The organism is Shinella sp. H4-D48 (genome assembly GCF_022637395.1).
Lineage (GTDB): Bacteria > Pseudomonadota > Alphaproteobacteria > Rhizobiales > Rhizobiaceae > Shinella > Shinella sedimenti.
Genome location: NZ_CP093338.1, coordinates 763,029 through 779,658, shown reverse-complemented (window position 1 = coordinate 779,658; position 16,630 = coordinate 763,029). Strand labels below are relative to the sequence as shown.

At 59.6% G+C, this 16,630-nt stretch carries 15 protein-coding genes; 3 read left to right on the top strand and 12 right to left on the bottom strand.

The genetic code is table 11. The features are described 5' to 3' along the window. Positions 1 to 481: 481 nt before the first annotated feature. From MNR02_RS20640 to MNR02_RS20590, 11 genes are all read right to left on the bottom strand, one after another. The gene (locus MNR02_RS20640; RefSeq protein ID WP_241949151.1) at positions 482 to 1,951 is read right to left on the bottom strand and encodes a sensor domain-containing diguanylate cyclase; all 1,470 of its coding nucleotides are present in this window, start codon (positions 1,949 to 1,951) and stop codon (positions 482 to 484) included. A 269-nt stretch (positions 1,952 to 2,220) separates the two neighbouring features. After that, positions 2,221 to 3,213, bottom strand: coding sequence for a tripartite tricarboxylate transporter substrate binding protein (locus MNR02_RS20635; RefSeq protein WP_241949150.1), 993 nt, complete (start codon positions 3,211 to 3,213; stop codon positions 2,221 to 2,223). A gap of 98 nt (positions 3,214 to 3,311) precedes the next feature. Then, positions 3,312 to 4,817 (bottom strand): tripartite tricarboxylate transporter permease, encoded by a 1,506-nt coding sequence (locus tag MNR02_RS20630; protein WP_241949149.1) that lies wholly within the window; start codon positions 4,815 to 4,817, stop codon positions 3,312 to 3,314. Between the two features lie 9 nt (positions 4,818 to 4,826). Continuing rightward, positions 4,827 to 5,288 carry a tripartite tricarboxylate transporter TctB family protein gene (locus MNR02_RS20625; protein ID WP_241949148.1) on the bottom strand — a complete coding sequence of 154 codons (462 nt, stop codon included), beginning with the start codon at positions 5,286 to 5,288 and terminating at the stop codon, positions 4,827 to 4,829. Between the two features lie 96 nt (positions 5,289 to 5,384). Then, the gene (locus tag MNR02_RS20620) at positions 5,385 to 6,368 is read right to left on the bottom strand and encodes a tripartite tricarboxylate transporter substrate-binding protein (protein WP_241949147.1); all 984 of its coding nucleotides are present in this window, start codon (positions 6,366 to 6,368) and stop codon (positions 5,385 to 5,387) included. Between the two features lie 207 nt (positions 6,369 to 6,575). Next, entirely contained in the window at positions 6,576 to 7,919 is a 1,344-nt protein-coding gene (locus MNR02_RS20615) for a sigma-54 dependent transcriptional regulator (protein ID WP_241949146.1), read from the bottom strand. Beyond that, the gene (locus MNR02_RS20610; RefSeq protein ID WP_241949576.1) at positions 7,916 to 9,721 is read right to left on the bottom strand and encodes a sensor histidine kinase; all 1,806 of its coding nucleotides are present in this window, start codon (positions 9,719 to 9,721) and stop codon (positions 7,916 to 7,918) included. The genes MNR02_RS20615 and MNR02_RS20610 overlap by 4 nt, the downstream gene beginning before the upstream one ends. Positions 9,722 to 9,973: 252 nt before the next feature. Then, positions 9,974 to 11,059 (bottom strand): PHB depolymerase family esterase, encoded by a 1,086-nt coding sequence (locus MNR02_RS20605; RefSeq protein ID WP_241949575.1) that lies wholly within the window; start codon positions 11,057 to 11,059, stop codon positions 9,974 to 9,976. 399 nt (positions 11,060 to 11,458) lie between these two features. Then, the gene (locus MNR02_RS20600) at positions 11,459 to 11,740 is read right to left on the bottom strand and encodes a hypothetical protein (protein WP_241949145.1); all 282 of its coding nucleotides are present in this window, start codon (positions 11,738 to 11,740) and stop codon (positions 11,459 to 11,461) included. Positions 11,741 to 12,081: 341 nt separating this feature from the next. Next, positions 12,082 to 13,128 carry a sensor histidine kinase gene (locus MNR02_RS20595; protein WP_241949144.1) on the bottom strand — a complete coding sequence of 349 codons (1,047 nt, stop codon included), beginning with the start codon at positions 13,126 to 13,128 and terminating at the stop codon, positions 12,082 to 12,084. Positions 13,129 to 13,218: 90 nt separating this feature from the next. Further along, positions 13,219 to 13,572, bottom strand: coding sequence for a response regulator (locus MNR02_RS20590; RefSeq protein WP_241603100.1), 354 nt, complete (start codon positions 13,570 to 13,572; stop codon positions 13,219 to 13,221). A 574-nt stretch (positions 13,573 to 14,146) separates the two neighbouring features. Between MNR02_RS20590 and MNR02_RS20585 the strand changes: the two genes are divergently transcribed. From MNR02_RS20585 to MNR02_RS20575, 3 genes are all read left to right on the top strand, one after another. Beyond that, a complete protein-coding gene (locus tag MNR02_RS20585) occupies positions 14,147 to 14,437 on the top strand; it encodes a hypothetical protein (RefSeq protein ID WP_241949143.1) in 291 nt (96 codons plus the stop codon). Between the two features lie 136 nt (positions 14,438 to 14,573). Next, the gene (locus MNR02_RS20580; RefSeq protein ID WP_241603095.1) at positions 14,574 to 14,822 is read left to right on the top strand and encodes an acyl carrier protein; all 249 of its coding nucleotides are present in this window, start codon (positions 14,574 to 14,576) and stop codon (positions 14,820 to 14,822) included. 387 nt (positions 14,823 to 15,209) lie between these two features. Beyond that, positions 15,210 to 15,461 carry a DUF1488 family protein gene (locus MNR02_RS20575; protein ID WP_241603093.1) on the top strand — a complete coding sequence of 84 codons (252 nt, stop codon included), beginning with the start codon at positions 15,210 to 15,212 and terminating at the stop codon, positions 15,459 to 15,461. A gap of 188 nt (positions 15,462 to 15,649) precedes the next feature. Here MNR02_RS20575 and MNR02_RS20570 read toward each other — a convergent pair whose 3' ends face one another. Continuing rightward, complete coding sequence (locus MNR02_RS20570; RefSeq protein WP_241949142.1) at positions 15,650 to 16,576, bottom strand: LysR family transcriptional regulator; 927 nt, start codon at positions 16,574 to 16,576, stop codon at positions 15,650 to 15,652. Positions 16,577 to 16,630 lie beyond the last annotated feature (54 nt).

Genomic DNA, 16,630 nt, shown 5'->3' with positions numbered 1-16,630 from the left:
GAAGAGCCCAGTTTCTGGTGTGAACATCTTAATTTTCTGTAAAAATTGCAGCCGAAGCCTATGTCAGTTTCTGTTCCGCGACCAGCCTGATCCCAGCCCGAATATCGTCGATCGCGACATTGTGGCCTGCCACTGAACTTTCACCCGGCGGCGATTAGAGCCTCGGCGGTTTTGAGGTGCTCCCCGATTTTGGGCATCAGGAGCGTACACCTTTCGGCGCTCTTTGCCGCGCGTGTGGCTGTATTGGTTGCAACCGATCGGCGACCGCCCTGGCCCAATCGGTCATCGAGAGGCGTCTGATACGCTTCGCCTTTCAGGGAGAAACCTGAAAGCCTCGTCTGGAAGCGCTGGAATAATGCTTCATTGAGGGTGTAACCCCCAACCGGCGCTATAGCATCAAAGTGACTGGCCCTGTTTTCCCTGGCGCGCGGGAAGGGTGGCGACATGGTCGCTTTCTTGAAGGATGGCTTCTGTCGGCATTCTACCGTGTTCGGGTTTTCGTTCGTGACACGCCGGTGCCGAGATCGATCGTCGCATAATGCGCACTCTTGTACTCGTACATCAAGGCATCGGCACGCTTGATGACGGATTCGATCGTTTCGCCGGCCTCACTGGTCGCAACGCCATAGGACATGCTCAGCGGCGCGGTCGAGTAGAACTGGTTGTTGATCCTCAACAACTCCATGATCGTTTCTAGCATCGTGCCGGCCGCTTTCGCATCCGCGCCGGGCAACAGAACCGCAAACTCATCACCGCCGATCCGGCAGGCATGGTTCGGTGCGTGTACCGCACCGTTGAGGATTTCGCCGAAGCGGCGCAGCAGGCCGTCGCCTGCATCATGGCCCAACTGGTCATTGGTAGCCTTGAGACCATTGAGGTCGATGACGACGGCCGAGACCGGCCTCAGAGACTTCCGCTCAAGCCTGTTCATCTCGTCGGCGTAGAATGCACGGTTGTAGAGCTTGGTCAGGACATCGTGCTTGCCGAGATATTCGAGATAGGCTTCCGCCTTCTTGCGCGCGGTAATGTCGGCAAGCGCTACCTGAACCCGCGACCAATCGTGCTCGTGGCCCGGGAACACGGAAAAGTGCAGCAGTATGTGGCGCTCCGATCCGTCAAGTGCGTAATTGATCACCTCGCGATGGTGGAAGAGATTGCCGTTCCAAAGTTCCATCAACTGTTCGCGAAACGGCTTTTCCATATCGTCGCGAAAGATTTCGCCGAGCCGCTGCAGAAGCTCGCGGAGGTCTTTCGCACCAAAGAGATTAAGCGTTGCCTGATTGACGTCGATCACCCTGATCTCGCTCATGCACTGGTGCACGAACTCCGGATGGACATCCATGAAGGTGCGGAAATCGGTGATGCCGCGATCGCGGATATCCTCAATCAACGTTCGGATGCGGCTGAAGTCTTCGATCCACAGAGAAACGGGCGAGTGCTCGAAAACGCCCTCCGCCTGGCGCCTCTGCTCGGCTTCAGCGCGGCGGGCGTCCTCGCGCGCGGTGATGTCTTCCGTTGTCAGCAACAGCCTGCCGAGCGTGTTTTCATGACCCGGCAGCACGGCGCCGCGCAGCTGGATGTCGAGCCGCCGGCCGGTGATCGTATAGTTGACGGTGGTGCTCGAAAACTTAAGGTCGCCATCGAAAAGCGCTGCCAGTTCGTTGATATGGGTATCCAGCATGTCGTCGCGGAAGATCGCGGCAATGTTGGCTGTCAGGTGTCCAAGGTCTTTGGCCTCGAACAATTCCAGCGTCTTGGCGTTGACGCTGACAACCCGGATCCGCGACGAGCAGGCGATGACCCGATCCCGATCCTCTCGCAGAAAAGTCCGGATATCGGTCACGCCTTCTGCGCGCCAGTCTTCGAACAGCGCCTTCACGCCGCTGAAATCTTCGATCCACATGGCGATCGGCGCGAGGTTGAAGATATCGGAATCGAGAGCATCGGTCATCGACATTGCCTAAAAAGAGTTGGGGCTGCGGCAGCAACCCCGTCCGGGAAACGTCACCTTATGACGAAGAGGTAAACCGCAGCTTTCCACGGGTAAGCGAGGATTGATAAGCCTCCGGGACCGTCACGGCCGGGCGTGCTCTTCGGCATCACCTGTACATTGCCGTGGACAACCGCGCCGGGATACCGGCGGTCGGCATCCGGCTGCGAGAAAAACGCCCATAGGCGATGGTGCCCGGAAAACCACCGTCCCCCAGGCACCTGTTCCGGTCAATCCATCTGGATCTTCGCATCGCGGACGATCGGCGTCCACTTGGCGATTTCGGCCTTCACATGCGCGCCCAGCTCCTCCGGCGTGGAGCCGACGATGGTGGCGCTGAACTCCTTCATGCGCTCGGCGACCGCGGGATCCTTCAGGGCCTTATTCGCAGACTGATTGAGGCGGGCGATCACCTCTGCGGGCGTGCCGGCCGGTGCAAAGAGAGCGTTCCACGTATAGGTTTCATAACCGGGAATGCCGGACTCGGCGACCGTCGGAATATCAGGGAAGGATGCGGCCCGCTCCTTCGTCGTAACCGCCAGAGCGCGCAGCGTGCCTGCCTTGATATGACCGGAGGACGACGGCAGGTTATCGAACATGATCGGCACCTGATTGGCAATGACGTCGTTCAAGGCCGGACCCGCTCCCTTATAGGGAATATGGACCATCTCGACGCCCGCCATGCGCTTGAAGAGTTCTCCCGAAAGGTGCAGTGGCGTACCGTTGCCCGACGAGGCGTAGCTGTACTGGTCCGGCGCGCCCTTCAACAGCGCCAGCAGTTCCTCGACATTCTTTGCCGGCAGCTCTGGATTGACCACGAGCACGTTGGGTACGACGACGAGCAGGGAAACCGGAGCAAAATCCTTTTCCGCGTCATAGGGCGTCGATTTGAGGATGAGCGGGTTGAGCGCATGGGTGGCGACGGTGCCCATGAGGATCGTGTAACCATCGGCATCCGCGCGGGCGACGTTGTCAGCACCGAGATTGCCGCCAGCGCCGGCGACGTTCTGGACGATCACCTGCTGGCCGAGATCCTCCGACATCTTCTGGGCGATGATACGCGCCACCACATCGGTCGAGCCGCCGGCGGCGAAGGGAACGACAAGGGTGATCTGCCTCTCAGGGAAGCCTGCCGCCAAGGCGGGCGCATTCAAAGCCAGCAGGGACAGCAGCGACAATCCTGCAGAGAGCGCCATGCGGCGCGTCAGTTTGGACATTCTCATTGCGTTTCTCCTCTCTTGCAAACGATGCAGGCGGGCGTTTCGCGTGCCCGCCTGCCACCTTGGAATCCACCCCTCCATTCGGGGATAAAACCCTGTTCTCAATCCTCTTCCTGGAAGACCTCCTCGCGCTTTGCCTTGACCGAGGGAAGGAAGACGACGACGAGCACGGCGAGCGCAATCAAAAGCAGGATGGCGCTGATCGGCCTTGTGACGAAGGTGGTCGGATCGCCGCGCGACAGGATCATGGCGCGCCGCAGGTTTTCCTCGAGCAGTGGCCCCAGCACGAAACCAAGAAGCAACGGCGCCGGCTCACAGCGCAGCTTGACCAGAAGGTAGCCGACAAACCCGAAAAACGCGACGGCATAGAGGTCGTAAACATTGGAATTGACGCTGTAGACCCCAATCGAGCAGAAGGCCATAATGATCGGAAAGAGCACATAATAGGGGATCGTCAGCAGCTTCACCCAGAGGCCGATGAGCGGCAGGTTCAGGACAACGAGCATCAGGTTGCCGATCCACATGGAGGCAATGATGCCCCAGAAGAGCGCCGGCTGCTCAACCGCAACATTCGGTCCAGGCACTATGCCCTGGATGATCATCGCTCCGACCATAAGCGCCATGACCGGATTGGCGGGAATGCCGAGCGTCAGAAGGGGGATGAACGACGTCTGTGCACCGGCATTGTTTGCCGATTCCGGACCGGCGACGCCGGCAATCGCTCCCTTGCCGAACTCCTGCGGCGTCGAGGAGATGCGCTTTTCGACCGTGTAGGAGGCGAAGGCGGCAAGAATGGCTCCGCCGCCCGGCAGGATGCCAAGTGCCGAGCCGATCGCTGTGCCGCGCAGGACAGGTGCGACCATACGGCGAAAATCATCCCGTGTCGGCCAAAGGCCGGTGACTTTCGCCATCAGAATCGAGCGTGTCTTCTCACTTTCCAGATTGCGCAGGATTTCCGCGATGCCAAAGACACCGACGGCGACGGCAACGAAGTTCAGCCCATCCGCGTATTCGCGGATCCCGAGAGTGAAGCGCGGGGTGCCGGTATAGATATCGGTGCCGACGAGACCGAGCAGCAGGCCGAGCGCCACCATGGCGAGTGCCTTGACGATCGACCCGTGCGCCAGCGCGATCGACGATACGAGGCCGACGATCATCAGGGAGAAATACTCGGCCGCACCGAATTTCAGAGCAAGCACCGTCAGTGGAATGGCGAAGATCGCCACGAGGAAAGTGGAGACCGTGCCTGCGAAAAACGAACCGAGTGCGGCAATCGACAGCGCGGCGCCGGCACGGCCCTTACGCGCCATCTGGTAGCCGTCAATGGCCGTCACGGCGGAAGAGGATTCGCCCGGCATGTTGATGAGAATGGCCGTCGTCGAGCCGCCATACTGGGCGCCATAATAGATGCCCGCCAGCATGATGAGCGACGAGACAGGCTCCAATTGAAAGGTGATAGGCAGAAGCATCGCGATGGTCGCCGTGGCGCCAATGCCGGGCAGGACGCCGATCAGGGTGCCGAGCAGCACGCCGATGAGGCAGAAGAGCAGGTTTGCCGGAGAGGCGGCGGTAGCGAAACCGAGGGCGAGATTGCTGATGAGATCCATGGTCGCCTCCTAGAACCGCACCCAGGGGCCGAAACGTTCAAACGGCAGGCCCAGCGCATAACTGAAGACCGCGACCGAAAAGACCGTGACGGCAGCAGCAAGAACAACACCCATGAGAGGCCGCATCCGCGTTGACGCAAAAGCGGCGATCAGGGCTGAGAAGAAGAGCGCCGGCGCGAAACCGAGGCCGCGCACGGTCAGCCCGAAGAAGATCGGCGCCGGCAGGATGAAAAGCATGCCGCGCAGCGCGATCGGTCCCAATGGTCCGCTATCCGTCCGCACCGACTGGATGAGAATGACGATGCCGAGCAGCACCAGGATCAGCGCCAGCACGAAGGGAAAATAGCCCGGTCCCATGCGCAAGGCCGTACCAAGCTCGAGTTCGAAGCTCTGATAGGCAAAGAAAGCCCCGAGAGCGATGAAGATCGCGCCGCAAAGCGCATTGGTGGTGTCAACTGCCAGCGATTTCATGGTGTTTCCTGTTCTCGACCGGAAGGATGCCGCTCTTTGGGGAAACGGGCCACGCGGCTAGGAAACCACGCGGCCCGCCCGGATCGGGAGACGTCCTCAGTCGGCGTACTGGCCGGCGGCTTCGATGACGGTCTTCCAGCGCGCGATCTCACTTTCGAGCTTTGCCTTCAGCGCTGCTGGCGTCGCGTCGCTTTCCGGCGAAGGCACCGTGCCCAGTTCCGCGAAACGGGCAATGACGTTTGGATCCTTCAGCGCGACCTGCAGCGACTTCGACAGGCGTTCGGTGGCCTCTGCCGGCGTGCCCTTCGGTGCATAGACACCATGCCAGATGCCGACCTGGAAATCGGCAAGCCCGCCTTCGATAGCGGTCGGCACGTCGGGAAGCACATCGAGGCGTGCCGGCGAGGTCACCGCATAGGCCTTGATGGTGCCACCCTGGATCTGCTTCGTCGTGTTGGTGGTCTGGTCGCACATGATGTCGACCTGGCCGCCGAGAAGATCGGTCATGGCCGGGCCCGTGCCCTTGTAAGGCACGGTCGTCAGTGGTGTTTCGACCGCGCTCATGAACATCATGCCGCAAAGATGCGAGGCGGCGCCGATGCCGGCGTTGGCGACGGTTACCGTATCCTTGTTCGCTTTGACGTACTCGACCAGACCCTTGAGATCGGCCGGCTCGAAATCCTTGCGCGCGACGATGGTCATCGGCACGTCGGTAACGAGCCCGACATATTCGAAAGCGTTCAGCGTGTCATAGGCGAGTTTACGATAGAGTGTGGCGCTGGTCGCCATGCCGATGTGGTGCAAGAGGATGGTGTAGCCATCAGGGTCTGCCTGCGCGACCCTGCCGGCACCCAGCGTGCCGCCAGCGCCGCCGACATTCTCGACAATGATCTGCTGGCCAAGATCCTTCGACATGGACTCCGCGACGAGGCGGGCCACCGTATCGGTCGGGCCACCGGCCGAGAAGGGAATGACCATGGTGATGTTGCGTTCGGGATAGGTCTGCGCCATCGCCGGCGCAAGGACCATTGAAAAGGCGGCAGCAGCCGACATGCCGAGCATGGCACTGATAAACTTCATCGAAATCCTCCCGGATGAACGTTTCCCGCCGGCGTGGCTCCTCCCTCACCGGTCGTGATGTCTCAATCTGCGAAGCGGGAGGGGCTGCGGGCAATCGCGGTTCGACTGACGCAGGGCTTTTTCTGCCTGCATGCGCCGCAGCATGGGTCGAAATGGAAACAAACGGGCATGGATGTGGGTGGATTTCCACCCATTGCGCCTTTCATCCTATCCCGTGTAATCCTCGTCGGTGAAGGGCATCTTTTTGTCGAGGTCGTATTTCTGCATCTTCTCGTACAGCGTCTTGCGGGAAATGCCGAGCATTTCATAGACCGGCCGGATGCGGCCGGCATGCGCGGCAAGCGCACTCGCGATGACGCTGCGCTCATAGGCCGCCACCTTGTCTGCCAGACGCTGCGGTTCGAATTGCGTCTCTTCGCGCTGGGGATCGAGACCGAGCACGAGCCGATCGGCGGCATTGCGTAACTCGCGGACATTGCCCGGCCAGTTGCGGCCCGCTACCTCCGTGATCACATCGGGCGGCACCTCCATGTCGGCACGGCCGTAGCGGGCTGAGGCCTCGCGCACGAGCTGCAGGAAAAGCAGCGGAATATCGGCGCGACGCTGCGCAAGCGATGGCACATGCAGGGTGGCGACGTTGAGGCGGTAGAGCAGATCGGCGCGGAACCGTCCGGCCGCAACCTCTGCCTCCAGATCAACCTTGCTGGTGGCGATGAAGCGGACGTCGAGCGGAACGATTTCATTCGAGCCAAGTCGGCTGATCACCCGCTCCTGCAGAACGCGCAGAAACTTCGCCTGAAGGTCGAAGGGCATGGAGCCGATTTCGTCGAGAAGGATGGTGCCGCCACGCGCATGCTCGAACTTGCCGTAGCGGGGCCGGATGGCGCCGGGAAAGGCGCCGGCCTCATGGCCGAAAAGCTCGCTTTCGATCAGGTTTTCCGGCAGCGCCGCGCAGTTTATGGCGATCAGCGGTCGGCCGGCCCGGGCGCTGATATCATGCAGGGCCCGGGCGACAACCTCCTTGCCGACGCCCGTCTCGCCTATCACCAGCGTGTCTGCATCGGTGGCGCCGATCGCGCGAAGGCTGTAGCGCAGATCGACCATGACCTGCGTACGGCCAGGCAAACGGGCTTCTATATCGTCTCGCTTGCCGGCAACCGCCCGCAGACGCCGATTTTCCAGAACGAGGCTGCGGCGGTCCATCGCGCGGCGGATGATGCCGGCCAGATGTTGCGCGGTGAACGGTTTCTCGAGGAAGTCGTAGACCCCTGCGCGCATGGCCGTCACCGCGAGTTGGACATCCGCATGGCCTGTGAGCAGAATGACGGGTATCTCGGCATCAAGCTCGCGCACCCGCTGAAGGAGCGTCATTCCGTCCATGCCGGGCATGCGGATATCACTGACCACGACACCGTCGAAACCGTAGCCGACGCGCTCAAGCACCGGTTCAGCACTGGCGAATGTATCGACCTCCATGCCGAAAAGCTCCAGAGCCTGGGCGGAAGAACGACGCATCTCCTCCTCGTCGTCGATCAGCAGGATCCGGCTCATTCGGCCGCCTCTTGTGCGGGCAGTGCGCCATCCAGCTCGACACGGAATTCCGCGCCGCCATCGGCCGGGTTGGATACGGACAGACCGCCGCCGAAATCCTTGATGATGTTGTAGGAAATGGACAGACCAAGCCCCAGGCCCCGGCCAACGCCCTTGGTGCTGAAGAAGGGATCGAAGATCCGCTCGGAAATTGCGGCGGGAACTCCCGGACCATGATCACGGACCGTCAGGATCACCTTGCCGTCCTCCGCGCTGCCGGCAAGCTCGATGCGGCGGTCATCCAAGCCTTCGACGGCATCGGCGGCATTGGTGATGATGTTGACCAGCACCTGCTGTAGTCGCACCGACCCGGCCAGGACCCAGAGGGGTTTTCCACCGAGATCGATATCGAGATGGGCATCGGCAGATTTGAGGCGTGCCGCAACGATCTCCAGCGTGTCGCCGACGACGGTTTCGACCGGAACGGGACCGAGCTTCTCGTTGGGCTTGCGGGCAAAGTTGCGCAGGTGACGACCGATCGCAGCCATTCGGTCGACGAGGCCGGAAATGCGCCGAACATTGTCCCGCGCTTCCTCGATGCGGCCGCGATCGATCAGCATTGCGGTGCTGTCGGCATAGGTCTTGGCTGCGGCGAGTGGCTGGTTGAACTCGTGAGACAGGGCAGCCGACATCTGGCCGAGGCCGGCGAGCTTCCCTGCCTGGATGAGATCGGCCTGCGTCTTTCGCAGTTCCTGTTCCGTCAGCCGTCGTTCGGCAATCTCCAACTCGATCTGCCGGTTGACGTGAGCAAGATCCGCCGTCCTTTCCTCGACCCGCCGCTCAAGCTCGTTGCGCGCCTCGATCTGCATGCGCAGACGTTCGCTGGCGCGCGCGCGCCTTTGCAGGACGATCGCCAGCGCAAGGCCGGCAAGGCAGAGGAAGAGGACGACGGCGATCAGCATCGTCCGCGCCTGGCTGCGCACCGACCCGGTGTCCATCAGCACACTGACCGTCCAGTCGGCCTGCGGCATGTATTGCGACAGGACAAGATATTCCCGCGCCGAACCGCCATCCGCAATGGTCAAGAGTTCATGATGGCCGAGATCGCCGTGTTTGAGCGGCAGCGGTTTCAGCACCGCCTCCGCATAACGGCGCGATACTTGCGTGCGCTCCAGCCGGTCCGGCGATAAAGGCAGCAGGCTCGAATACAGCCATTCCGGGCTGCCCGTCATGAAGATGATGCCTTCCGGATCGGAGACGAGAATCTTGTATTCGCCGCCACGCCAGAAGGTTTCGATCGTGTCTATATCCACCTTGAACACGATAACGCCGCGGATCGTCTCGCCGACATGGACGGGCGAGGCGAAGTAATAGCCGCGCTTCAGGGAGGTGGTTCCGAGCGCGTAGAAACGCGACTGGCCGCCTTTCGCGGCCTCCTGAAAGTATGGCCTGTAGCTGAAGTTCTCGCCGATGAAACTGGCCTTCGCGTCGAAATTGCTTGCGGCCACTGTCGCCCCGTCCATCGTCATCACATAGATATCCGAGGATTCCAGAAGCGCGTTGATCTCCTTGAGGTAGAGGTTTGCCCTCTCGACCAGCGTCGCATTTTCAGGGTCGCTGACGAGTTCCTTGATGTCGTCATGGTCGGCGATCAGTGCCGGTAGCGGCTCATAGCGGCTGAGATGGCCGCTGAGCGCCGAGACCGTCAGCCGCAACGCCGATCCGGCCTGAAGCGATGCCTCGTCCAGATAGCTGCGCGTCGCCAGCCGGTCACCGTGCACAACGACGACATAGGCGAGCACACACAGCGCAGAGACCGCCATGATCACACGATAGGTCACGAAATGCGGGCTCCTCCCCACCTTCCCGGTCGCGGCATTCCGCCGCACGGCAAGTGTAGAGGGCAAGCGGAAGCTTTCCAAGTCCCGGATAGAAGATGCGGGAGCCAGTTGCTTCAGGGGGTGTGTGTTAAGCAGCGCTGCCAAGCGGTAGAGTCGCCATCTAGCTCCAGATCATGGGGTGTGAAATGAATGCCCGCATGTCTGGAAAACAAACCCGCACAGCTGAGCCTAACCTCACTTCATCAAGCCGGCGGAACGCAGTGCTTTCTCGATAATGGACTGAATACCGTTGTGAGCGCCGTCGGATGAGGAGTGCTGCATGGTCGTTCCTTCTTGGGAGGGAGCTGCGGTCGGTCGGTCGCGGCGCTCGAACGAGGCGGCGAGGCCCCAGTTTCTCGCGATCTGCTCTGTCGAGGAAACACCGACGTCAACCATGAAGGGGGCTGCCCTGCCGTATCCACTGGACGGATCGATCGGCGTACCGTGCGCCATGCCGGAGATAGTGTAGAGTTCGATTGCCTCCAGGCCCCGATCGTCGCGCCAAACGGAGCGCAAGTTTCGACCGATCGTCTCGACCTGACTTGGCTGTTCATGAACGGCATGCACGCCCTGCCATTGCGCGACAATTGCGGCCGCGTTGTCCGGGACAACGGTGTTGTCGCTTGTTCCCTGCCAGACGGACACCGTCGGCCAGACGCCGTCATGATGCGATGCGTCGCGCAGGCTTGCCTGCAAGCTGCCGGTGCCCGGAAGACCGTGACCACGCATGCGGTCAAACGCTTCGGGGACCGTCGAGGCAGCGGCGTAGGGCAGGCCGGCAATGATGGCGCCGCCGGCAAAGATTTCCGGGTAGCAGGCCAACATGGCGTTCGCCATCGCACCGCCGGCCGATAGACCTGTAATATAGATTCGGCGCTCATCAATGCCGCGTTCAGCGACCACGGTGGCGATCATCTGCCGGATCGACATCGCCTCGCCCCGGTCCCGCTGGGTGTCCGCTGCACTGAACCAGTTGAAACAAAGATTAGCGTTGTTTTGCCTGGTCTGTTCGGGAAAGAGCAATACGAAGCCGTAATCCTCGGCTAGCGCCGACCAGCCGGAGCCGGTATCATAGCCGGCGGCGGTCTGCGTGCAGCCGTGAAGCACGACCACGAGAGCCGGTGATGCCGGTAGCTGTTGCGGCACATGCTGCCAAGCCGCCAAAGCGCCTGGGTTTGTGCCGAAATGATCGAGCTTCTCGAGAATGGAGCCGGTCGGCGTTGCGGGTTTTACGGCGCGCAGCCGTGCGAGTCTTTCGAGCGTATCGGATAGCGATCTCATGAGGGACTCCAGGTGGCGCGCCGGATTGGCCGCATATCCTGTAACCCTTCCGCGGCAATAAGGTTGCTGCGCTGCACAATAAATGTTGCATCCATGATTGGAAAGAAGCCGTTCCGCGACGGACGGCTTCCAGATTGCCTGGTATGCAACGCTGACGGCTGCTTCATCATTGTCCGCAAGAATGGCGGCAGCCGATGCCATGAAAGCGCCGATGATAAGGAAAAGGCCCCAACAGCTTCACCCAGGAACTCACGACGGAAGCATGCCATGCGGAAGTCACCGGCCTGATGCTGGACGACGAGGGTGTCTGGCAGGTCAAGGCCACCAAGGATGGCGAGGCCGCACCGCTTCTGCTAGCGACCTTCAGGTGGCGGCGCGCGCTCCCGGTTCGGTGTCGGTTCAAACAATGCGGGTGACGCTAGAGCTTGTTCCATCGCTTGCCAACGCCGCATCGATCTCTTGCTGTGACACCTGGAGAAACTGACGCCTGTTGACGGTGACCGAGATCGCGGGGATCTCGAGATGGGCCGCCACCCTTCGATATGCCGTGAAGCTCAGGCCTTCTATCAGTTCTTCGTCTGCGACCAGGCGATAGGTGCCAGCTTCCAGGGGTTCCGACAGGGACTCCAGATGAAACGGATGCGTGAATGTGATTTCGGTTTCCGTGGTTCTTTCGGTCATTTTGAGCACCGCTTTCCCCTCATCTCCGCTTGGGAGACCATCAGAACCATCCAGCAGTCAGAATGTAGATGATTACCAAAAGGCTCGCGACGGACACGACGTAACCGGCAACGGTGGCGAAATCGGTCTTCGGTTGGCGGAATAGGGAAGACACGGTGTCCTCCTCGTTTTGGGGCCAGGGCATTAAACCCTTAAACAGCAGCGCCCGTAAAATTGCTGCTGGAAGATATACAGTGAACCCATTCACCGGTTTTGGCAATCAATCGTTTCGTCATCATGGATGCAGTCCGTCAGCTTTATCGATCTTTGATCAGGCGGTCCGGTTGTGATCGTTTTCGATGTTAAGCTTTCGGCGCGGTTTCGATTGCCGACAAGTCGCTTTGGAGCTGAATTTTTGCGAGTGGTAGGGCGGCAAGGAGGACAAACCCCTCCTGCAGATAGGAGACGGACGCCTCCCCAAAGGCTTGCAGGCTGGAAACGATGAGGCGTGAACCAAAACCCTTGCGGTCTGGTTTCGAACTAGCGATGCGCGGGCCATTTGTCTCCCGCCAGCACACCATGAGGGTCTCTGTTCCATCGCGGTGCTCTAGGTCCCAGGAAATTTCGACATGCCCCTCTTCGTTTGACAAGGCTCCGTACTTTGAAGCGTTCGTCAAAAGTTCATGAAAAACCATTGCAAACGACAGAGCGGCCTGGGGGCCGAGCCGAACATCAGGTCCATCTGCGCTGATCCGGGAACTCCCATCCAAACCGATATTCATGCTGGCAGCCGTCACGACGTCTGCCATTGTCGCGCTTACCCAGTCTCGCTGCAACAGGATTTCATGGGCTTTGGCATAGGCTGCAATTCGCAGCTGAAGCTTGTCGCTCGCGTCGCCGAGCGATGCGGCATTGCGCAGAGACTGCGTCACGATCGCCTGGACGACGGACAACGTATTCTTCATACGGTGGGCAAGTTCATGCATAAGGAGGCGCTCACGCTCCGCCCGCTCACGTTCCTCGGTCCTGTCGCGAAGGATCTTGATGAAACCGATAGTCTTGTCGTTGGCGTCTCTCAACGTCATCATTTCGCCTGAGGCCCAGAATATCGTGCCGTCGGCGCGCAAATGCCATCGCTCATCGCTTCCCCGACCGTTATTCAGGGCTGCGGTCATCTCCTTCTGCGGAACGCCGTCTTCCCTATCTTCTTGCGTAAAGAAAACGGTGGCGGGTTTGCCGATCATGTCCTCGGCCTTCCAGCCCAGTATCTTTACGGCGCCTTCGTTCCAGCTCGTTACGAGGCCGTCCAGATCCATGGAAATGATGGCATAATCGATCGCGCTTTGCACGATCGCTTCAAGGAAGCGCTCTCGTGATGAAATCGTTCCGGTATCGCCTGCGATCTTCATCAAGGCCTCTCGAACTCAACTCTGCACGTTATGCCACGGATCGCAGCGCTTGCGCAGCCGTATATTTTTGCATGGGAAGCCGGCCGAAATCTAGGCAGGGTTCATCGCTTTGAAGCAGGCGATGATTTGATCGAAGCGGAAAGGTTTCGCGAAGAATTTTGCCCCTGGCGGTAACTCCGCGCTCGCTGGCTGTATCCGGCCCGAAGCCACGATGATGCCGACATCGGGAAAGCGCGCGAAGACAGTCTGGGCAAGATCAAGGCCAGTCAATTTGCCCGGCAACTGGATATCCGTGAAAAGCAGATGAATCGTCTGTCGGTCTATGATCTCGATTGCCGCTTCTGCCGAGCCGGTATCAGCAACCTCGAACCCGGCATCATGCAGCGCATCGACCAAGGTCAAGCGGATCAGCACTTCGTCTTCGACGACCAGAACTTTGCGCACGACGTTCTCCTATCAATGTTCACCAACCCTTTGAACCGTGCAACGTTCCGTCTCTGATCAAAGTCGCCGTGATCTGCATCGCCGTGGGTATCGTGCTGGTCCGATAAAGGTCGCGGAGGCTTGAACCGACCGCTTGTATCTGGGTGATGCCATATGTTGCTATAATGCCGAGCACGCGGTCGCCTGGGTGCCGAACCGAAGGTCTTCTCTGGCAGTTCCCGCACCGGCAAACCGTCCGGGATTGGTGCCATCGTCGAAAGCCATCGATGACGGAAGGCGCAGCTTTGCTGTCTCATCCGCCGACTACACAATTTCGGGCGCTCCCGGCACGAAACGACCGCAATTGAGGACTTGCCAATGGGCGGCATCGGGCGCAAGGTCCATGTTCGAGCAGCCATTGACAAGGGCGCTGCTGTTTGAGGGGTGGTTACCCTGGCCCTGAAATGAAGGAGGACAAGATGTCTTCCGCATTCTTCTCAAAACAGCAGCGATATATATGGGCTACTGCTGGCGGCTATGTTTTTCTTGCAGCCAGCTTGGCGATGATCCTCGTCCTTCTCATGGAGGGGTGGCTATGGTGATCCTCATCTTTAAAAGCCCCGATACTTCAGCAACGCGTCGCCGCACCGTCCTCCGAAAGATTCTCAAGAACGCCGATTATGAGACCCGTGGCATTGTGCTCGGGCGAGAGACCAAAGACGGTCACGCCGCAAATCTTATCCAACTAATCAAATCGGCGACGATTGATGTCGGAAACTATCCTTTATCCCGCAAGGCGCATGCGCAAGAACAGCGCGCCGGGGTTGAGGTTTGGGAAAACGAGGGCGGGTCCACCGATGCGTGGCCACGATGCCCGATCGTCTGACAGCGCGCCTTGTCACATTGGTTCAGGAGGTCGAGTCTGTTTGGCCCGACCGCCAGGACCACTGTGATCGCGGTCATCCAGCGCAGTCGCGTCAACTGGCGTCGAAACGGTAAGTTGCTTCATCAGGACAATCGTCATGGAAGATGGAAGAGCAGACATTGCCGAGCGTGTCAGGAACATTATCGTCGAACAGTTGGCCGTCGAGAAATCGAAGGTCGTCGATGACGCTTCAATTGTCGATGACCTGGGGGCCGATTCCCTGGAAATGGTCCAAATCGTGATGCTCATTGAGGACGAGTTTGGGATCGCCATTCCCGACCAGCCGGCCGAAGGGCTTCTGACGGTTCGGGACGCCATCGACTACGTGGTCGCATCGCAGCCTTGACATATGCGCGGATGCCCGGCCTTGGCGATCTGTCATAGCGTGATGGCGGCGTTGACGGATAGGAGTAACATGATTTTGCCGAGGCAGATATTTTCGGGATCGATCAGGGCCCGTGCTTCAGTCCGAAGAAATTATTCTTTCTGTACGAAATAAAATTCCTAATTCGATTTTTAGTGATATGATGATTTCAATGAAAATGTGTTTATTCATGTGCTTTCAATGAAATATATACATATGTGATTTTCATTTTTGTTTTAACGATCAAAATCCAATGCAAAAGGTATCATCTTTTTAGGTGGTATTATTTACGGCGCTGTAGAGGCTATCCCAGGCGCCCGTGGCGGCATTTCAAATCGATAATTTGCCGTCCACAAGGAGGAGCTTTCCATGAGTCTCAGTTTCCCGAACCCGAGCAGAAGTTACGAAGAGGCCGGCAGGCGAATCCGCTTTATCGGTCATGACGGCGTGTTTGAAATCCCCTTCTTTGCTGCGGCGGATCTCTTCCCGGCTGCGACCTCCGAAGCAGGTTACCTTAAAGCCTTCGATGCCGCGCGCCTTGCCATCAACACGGCCGCCCGTCGCGCCTATTCGGCCGCCCGTAAACCGGCCTACGTCCTGACGCGCGCGGATTTCGGCTGAGAGCGCCGAACACCGAGGCAACCGTTCATACTCGACGAAGACCAGTGGGATTTCGCCGACTGGCCAGGCCGGTAGCGCTTAAGCACCTAACAGGACTTGCGAATTCGGCAAGTTGAGGTGCCGAGCCGAAAGTGTGCTCCCGCATGATCTGCTCCGCGTGACGTGCGTCGTTGCGGGAGATGAAAGGATTATCCCCAGACCCGCCTGATTGCGTCCAATGCGACCGATATGGCCGGGTCTTTCGTGCGGGCCTCCAGGCAAAGAAAGCTCAGCTTCGTCGAAATCCTGACGTTTTCAGCGATCACGAGGCCATGGGATTGTTGCTCATGAAGCGCGATCGACTCCCGGCAAAGGCTCAGGCCGATCCCTGTCCGCACCATGGCAACCATGGACGCTTCCTGATCGACTTCGGCGACGATATTCTGGCGCAGGCCGAGATTGGTGAACAAGCGTGTGAGCAAGCGACTGTGGACCGAGGCTTGTGGCGTCCCGATCCAGGGGAGAGAGGCAAGTTGTGGCCAATCGCCCTCCCGCACGAAACCGGCGAGAGATGGCGGAGCGACAACGCGATAGGTCAATTGAGCCAGCTCGCGCGCGTGAAATAAAGGCGCGGCGCCTTCGACTGAGGTATCCGCGGAAGGATCATGGTCTCTGGGGTCGCCAAGATAGAAACCGGCATCCAGCTCGTTTCGCCTCAGGCCCTCCGCCACGTCTCCGCTCATGCCGTGCCGTAGTGTCGTCTCGATACCCGGCCCGTTTTCGATCAGCGCGTTCAAAAACGCACCCAGCCGGGTGAATTCCGGATCGATGATCGTTCCGATTCTCAGCTTTCCTCGCACGCGCGTTGCCAGATGGCCGGCCGTCTGGCCGAAGTCCGTAAGTGCCGCCAACACCTGCTCTGCCTTGGCGGCCAGCAGGGCGCCTTCCTGCGTCATTTCCAGTCCCGTCGACGTCCGCCGGAACAGGGTGAGCCCGGTATCTTTCGCAAGGCGCTTCAACTGCAGCGTGACGGCAGGCTGAGTGACGTGCAGTTCCTCGGCGGCACGCGTGACGTTTCCGGCTCGCGCGACGGTGATGAATGCTCTTAATGTTTTCAGATCGACGGTGTGAAGCATATTAGTTTCACTTATAATGCACTATGTCATTTGTCATTGGATTTTCGTACCGTT

Coding starts and splice junctions, on each gene's coding strand:
- MNR02_RS20575 (WP_241603093.1), top strand. CDS start 15,210: ATGAGTCTCAGTTTCCCGAACCCGAGCAGAAGTTACGAAGAGGCCGGC.
- MNR02_RS20580 (WP_241603095.1), top strand. CDS start 14,574: ATGGAAGATGGAAGAGCAGACATTGCCGAGCGTGTCAGGAACATTATC.
- MNR02_RS20615 (WP_241949146.1), bottom strand. CDS start 7,919: ATGAGCCGGATCCTGCTGATCGACGACGAGGAGGAGATGCGTCGTTCT.
- MNR02_RS20640 (WP_241949151.1), bottom strand. CDS start 1,951: ATGACCGATGCTCTCGATTCCGATATCTTCAACCTCGCGCCGATCGCC.
- MNR02_RS20595 (WP_241949144.1), bottom strand. CDS start 13,128: ATGAAGATCGCAGGCGATACCGGAACGATTTCATCACGAGAGCGCTTC.
- MNR02_RS20600 (WP_241949145.1), bottom strand. CDS start 11,740: ATGACCGAAAGAACCACGGAAACCGAAATCACATTCACGCATCCGTTT.
- MNR02_RS20635 (WP_241949150.1), bottom strand. CDS start 3,213: ATGAGAATGTCCAAACTGACGCGCCGCATGGCGCTCTCTGCAGGATTG.
- MNR02_RS20620 (WP_241949147.1), bottom strand. CDS start 6,368: ATGAAGTTTATCAGTGCCATGCTCGGCATGTCGGCTGCTGCCGCCTTT.
- MNR02_RS20570 (WP_241949142.1), bottom strand. CDS start 16,576: ATGCTTCACACCGTCGATCTGAAAACATTAAGAGCATTCATCACCGTC.
- MNR02_RS20610 (WP_241949576.1), bottom strand. CDS start 9,721: ATGGCGGTCTCTGCGCTGTGTGTGCTCGCCTATGTCGTCGTTGTGCAC.
- MNR02_RS20625 (WP_241949148.1), bottom strand. CDS start 5,288: ATGAAATCGCTGGCAGTTGACACCACCAATGCGCTTTGCGGCGCGATC.
- MNR02_RS20585 (WP_241949143.1), top strand. CDS start 14,147: ATGGTGATCCTCATCTTTAAAAGCCCCGATACTTCAGCAACGCGTCGC.
- MNR02_RS20605 (WP_241949575.1), bottom strand. CDS start 11,059: ATGAGATCGCTATCCGATACGCTCGAAAGACTCGCACGGCTGCGCGCC.
- MNR02_RS20630 (WP_241949149.1), bottom strand. CDS start 4,817: ATGGATCTCATCAGCAATCTCGCCCTCGGTTTCGCTACCGCCGCCTCT.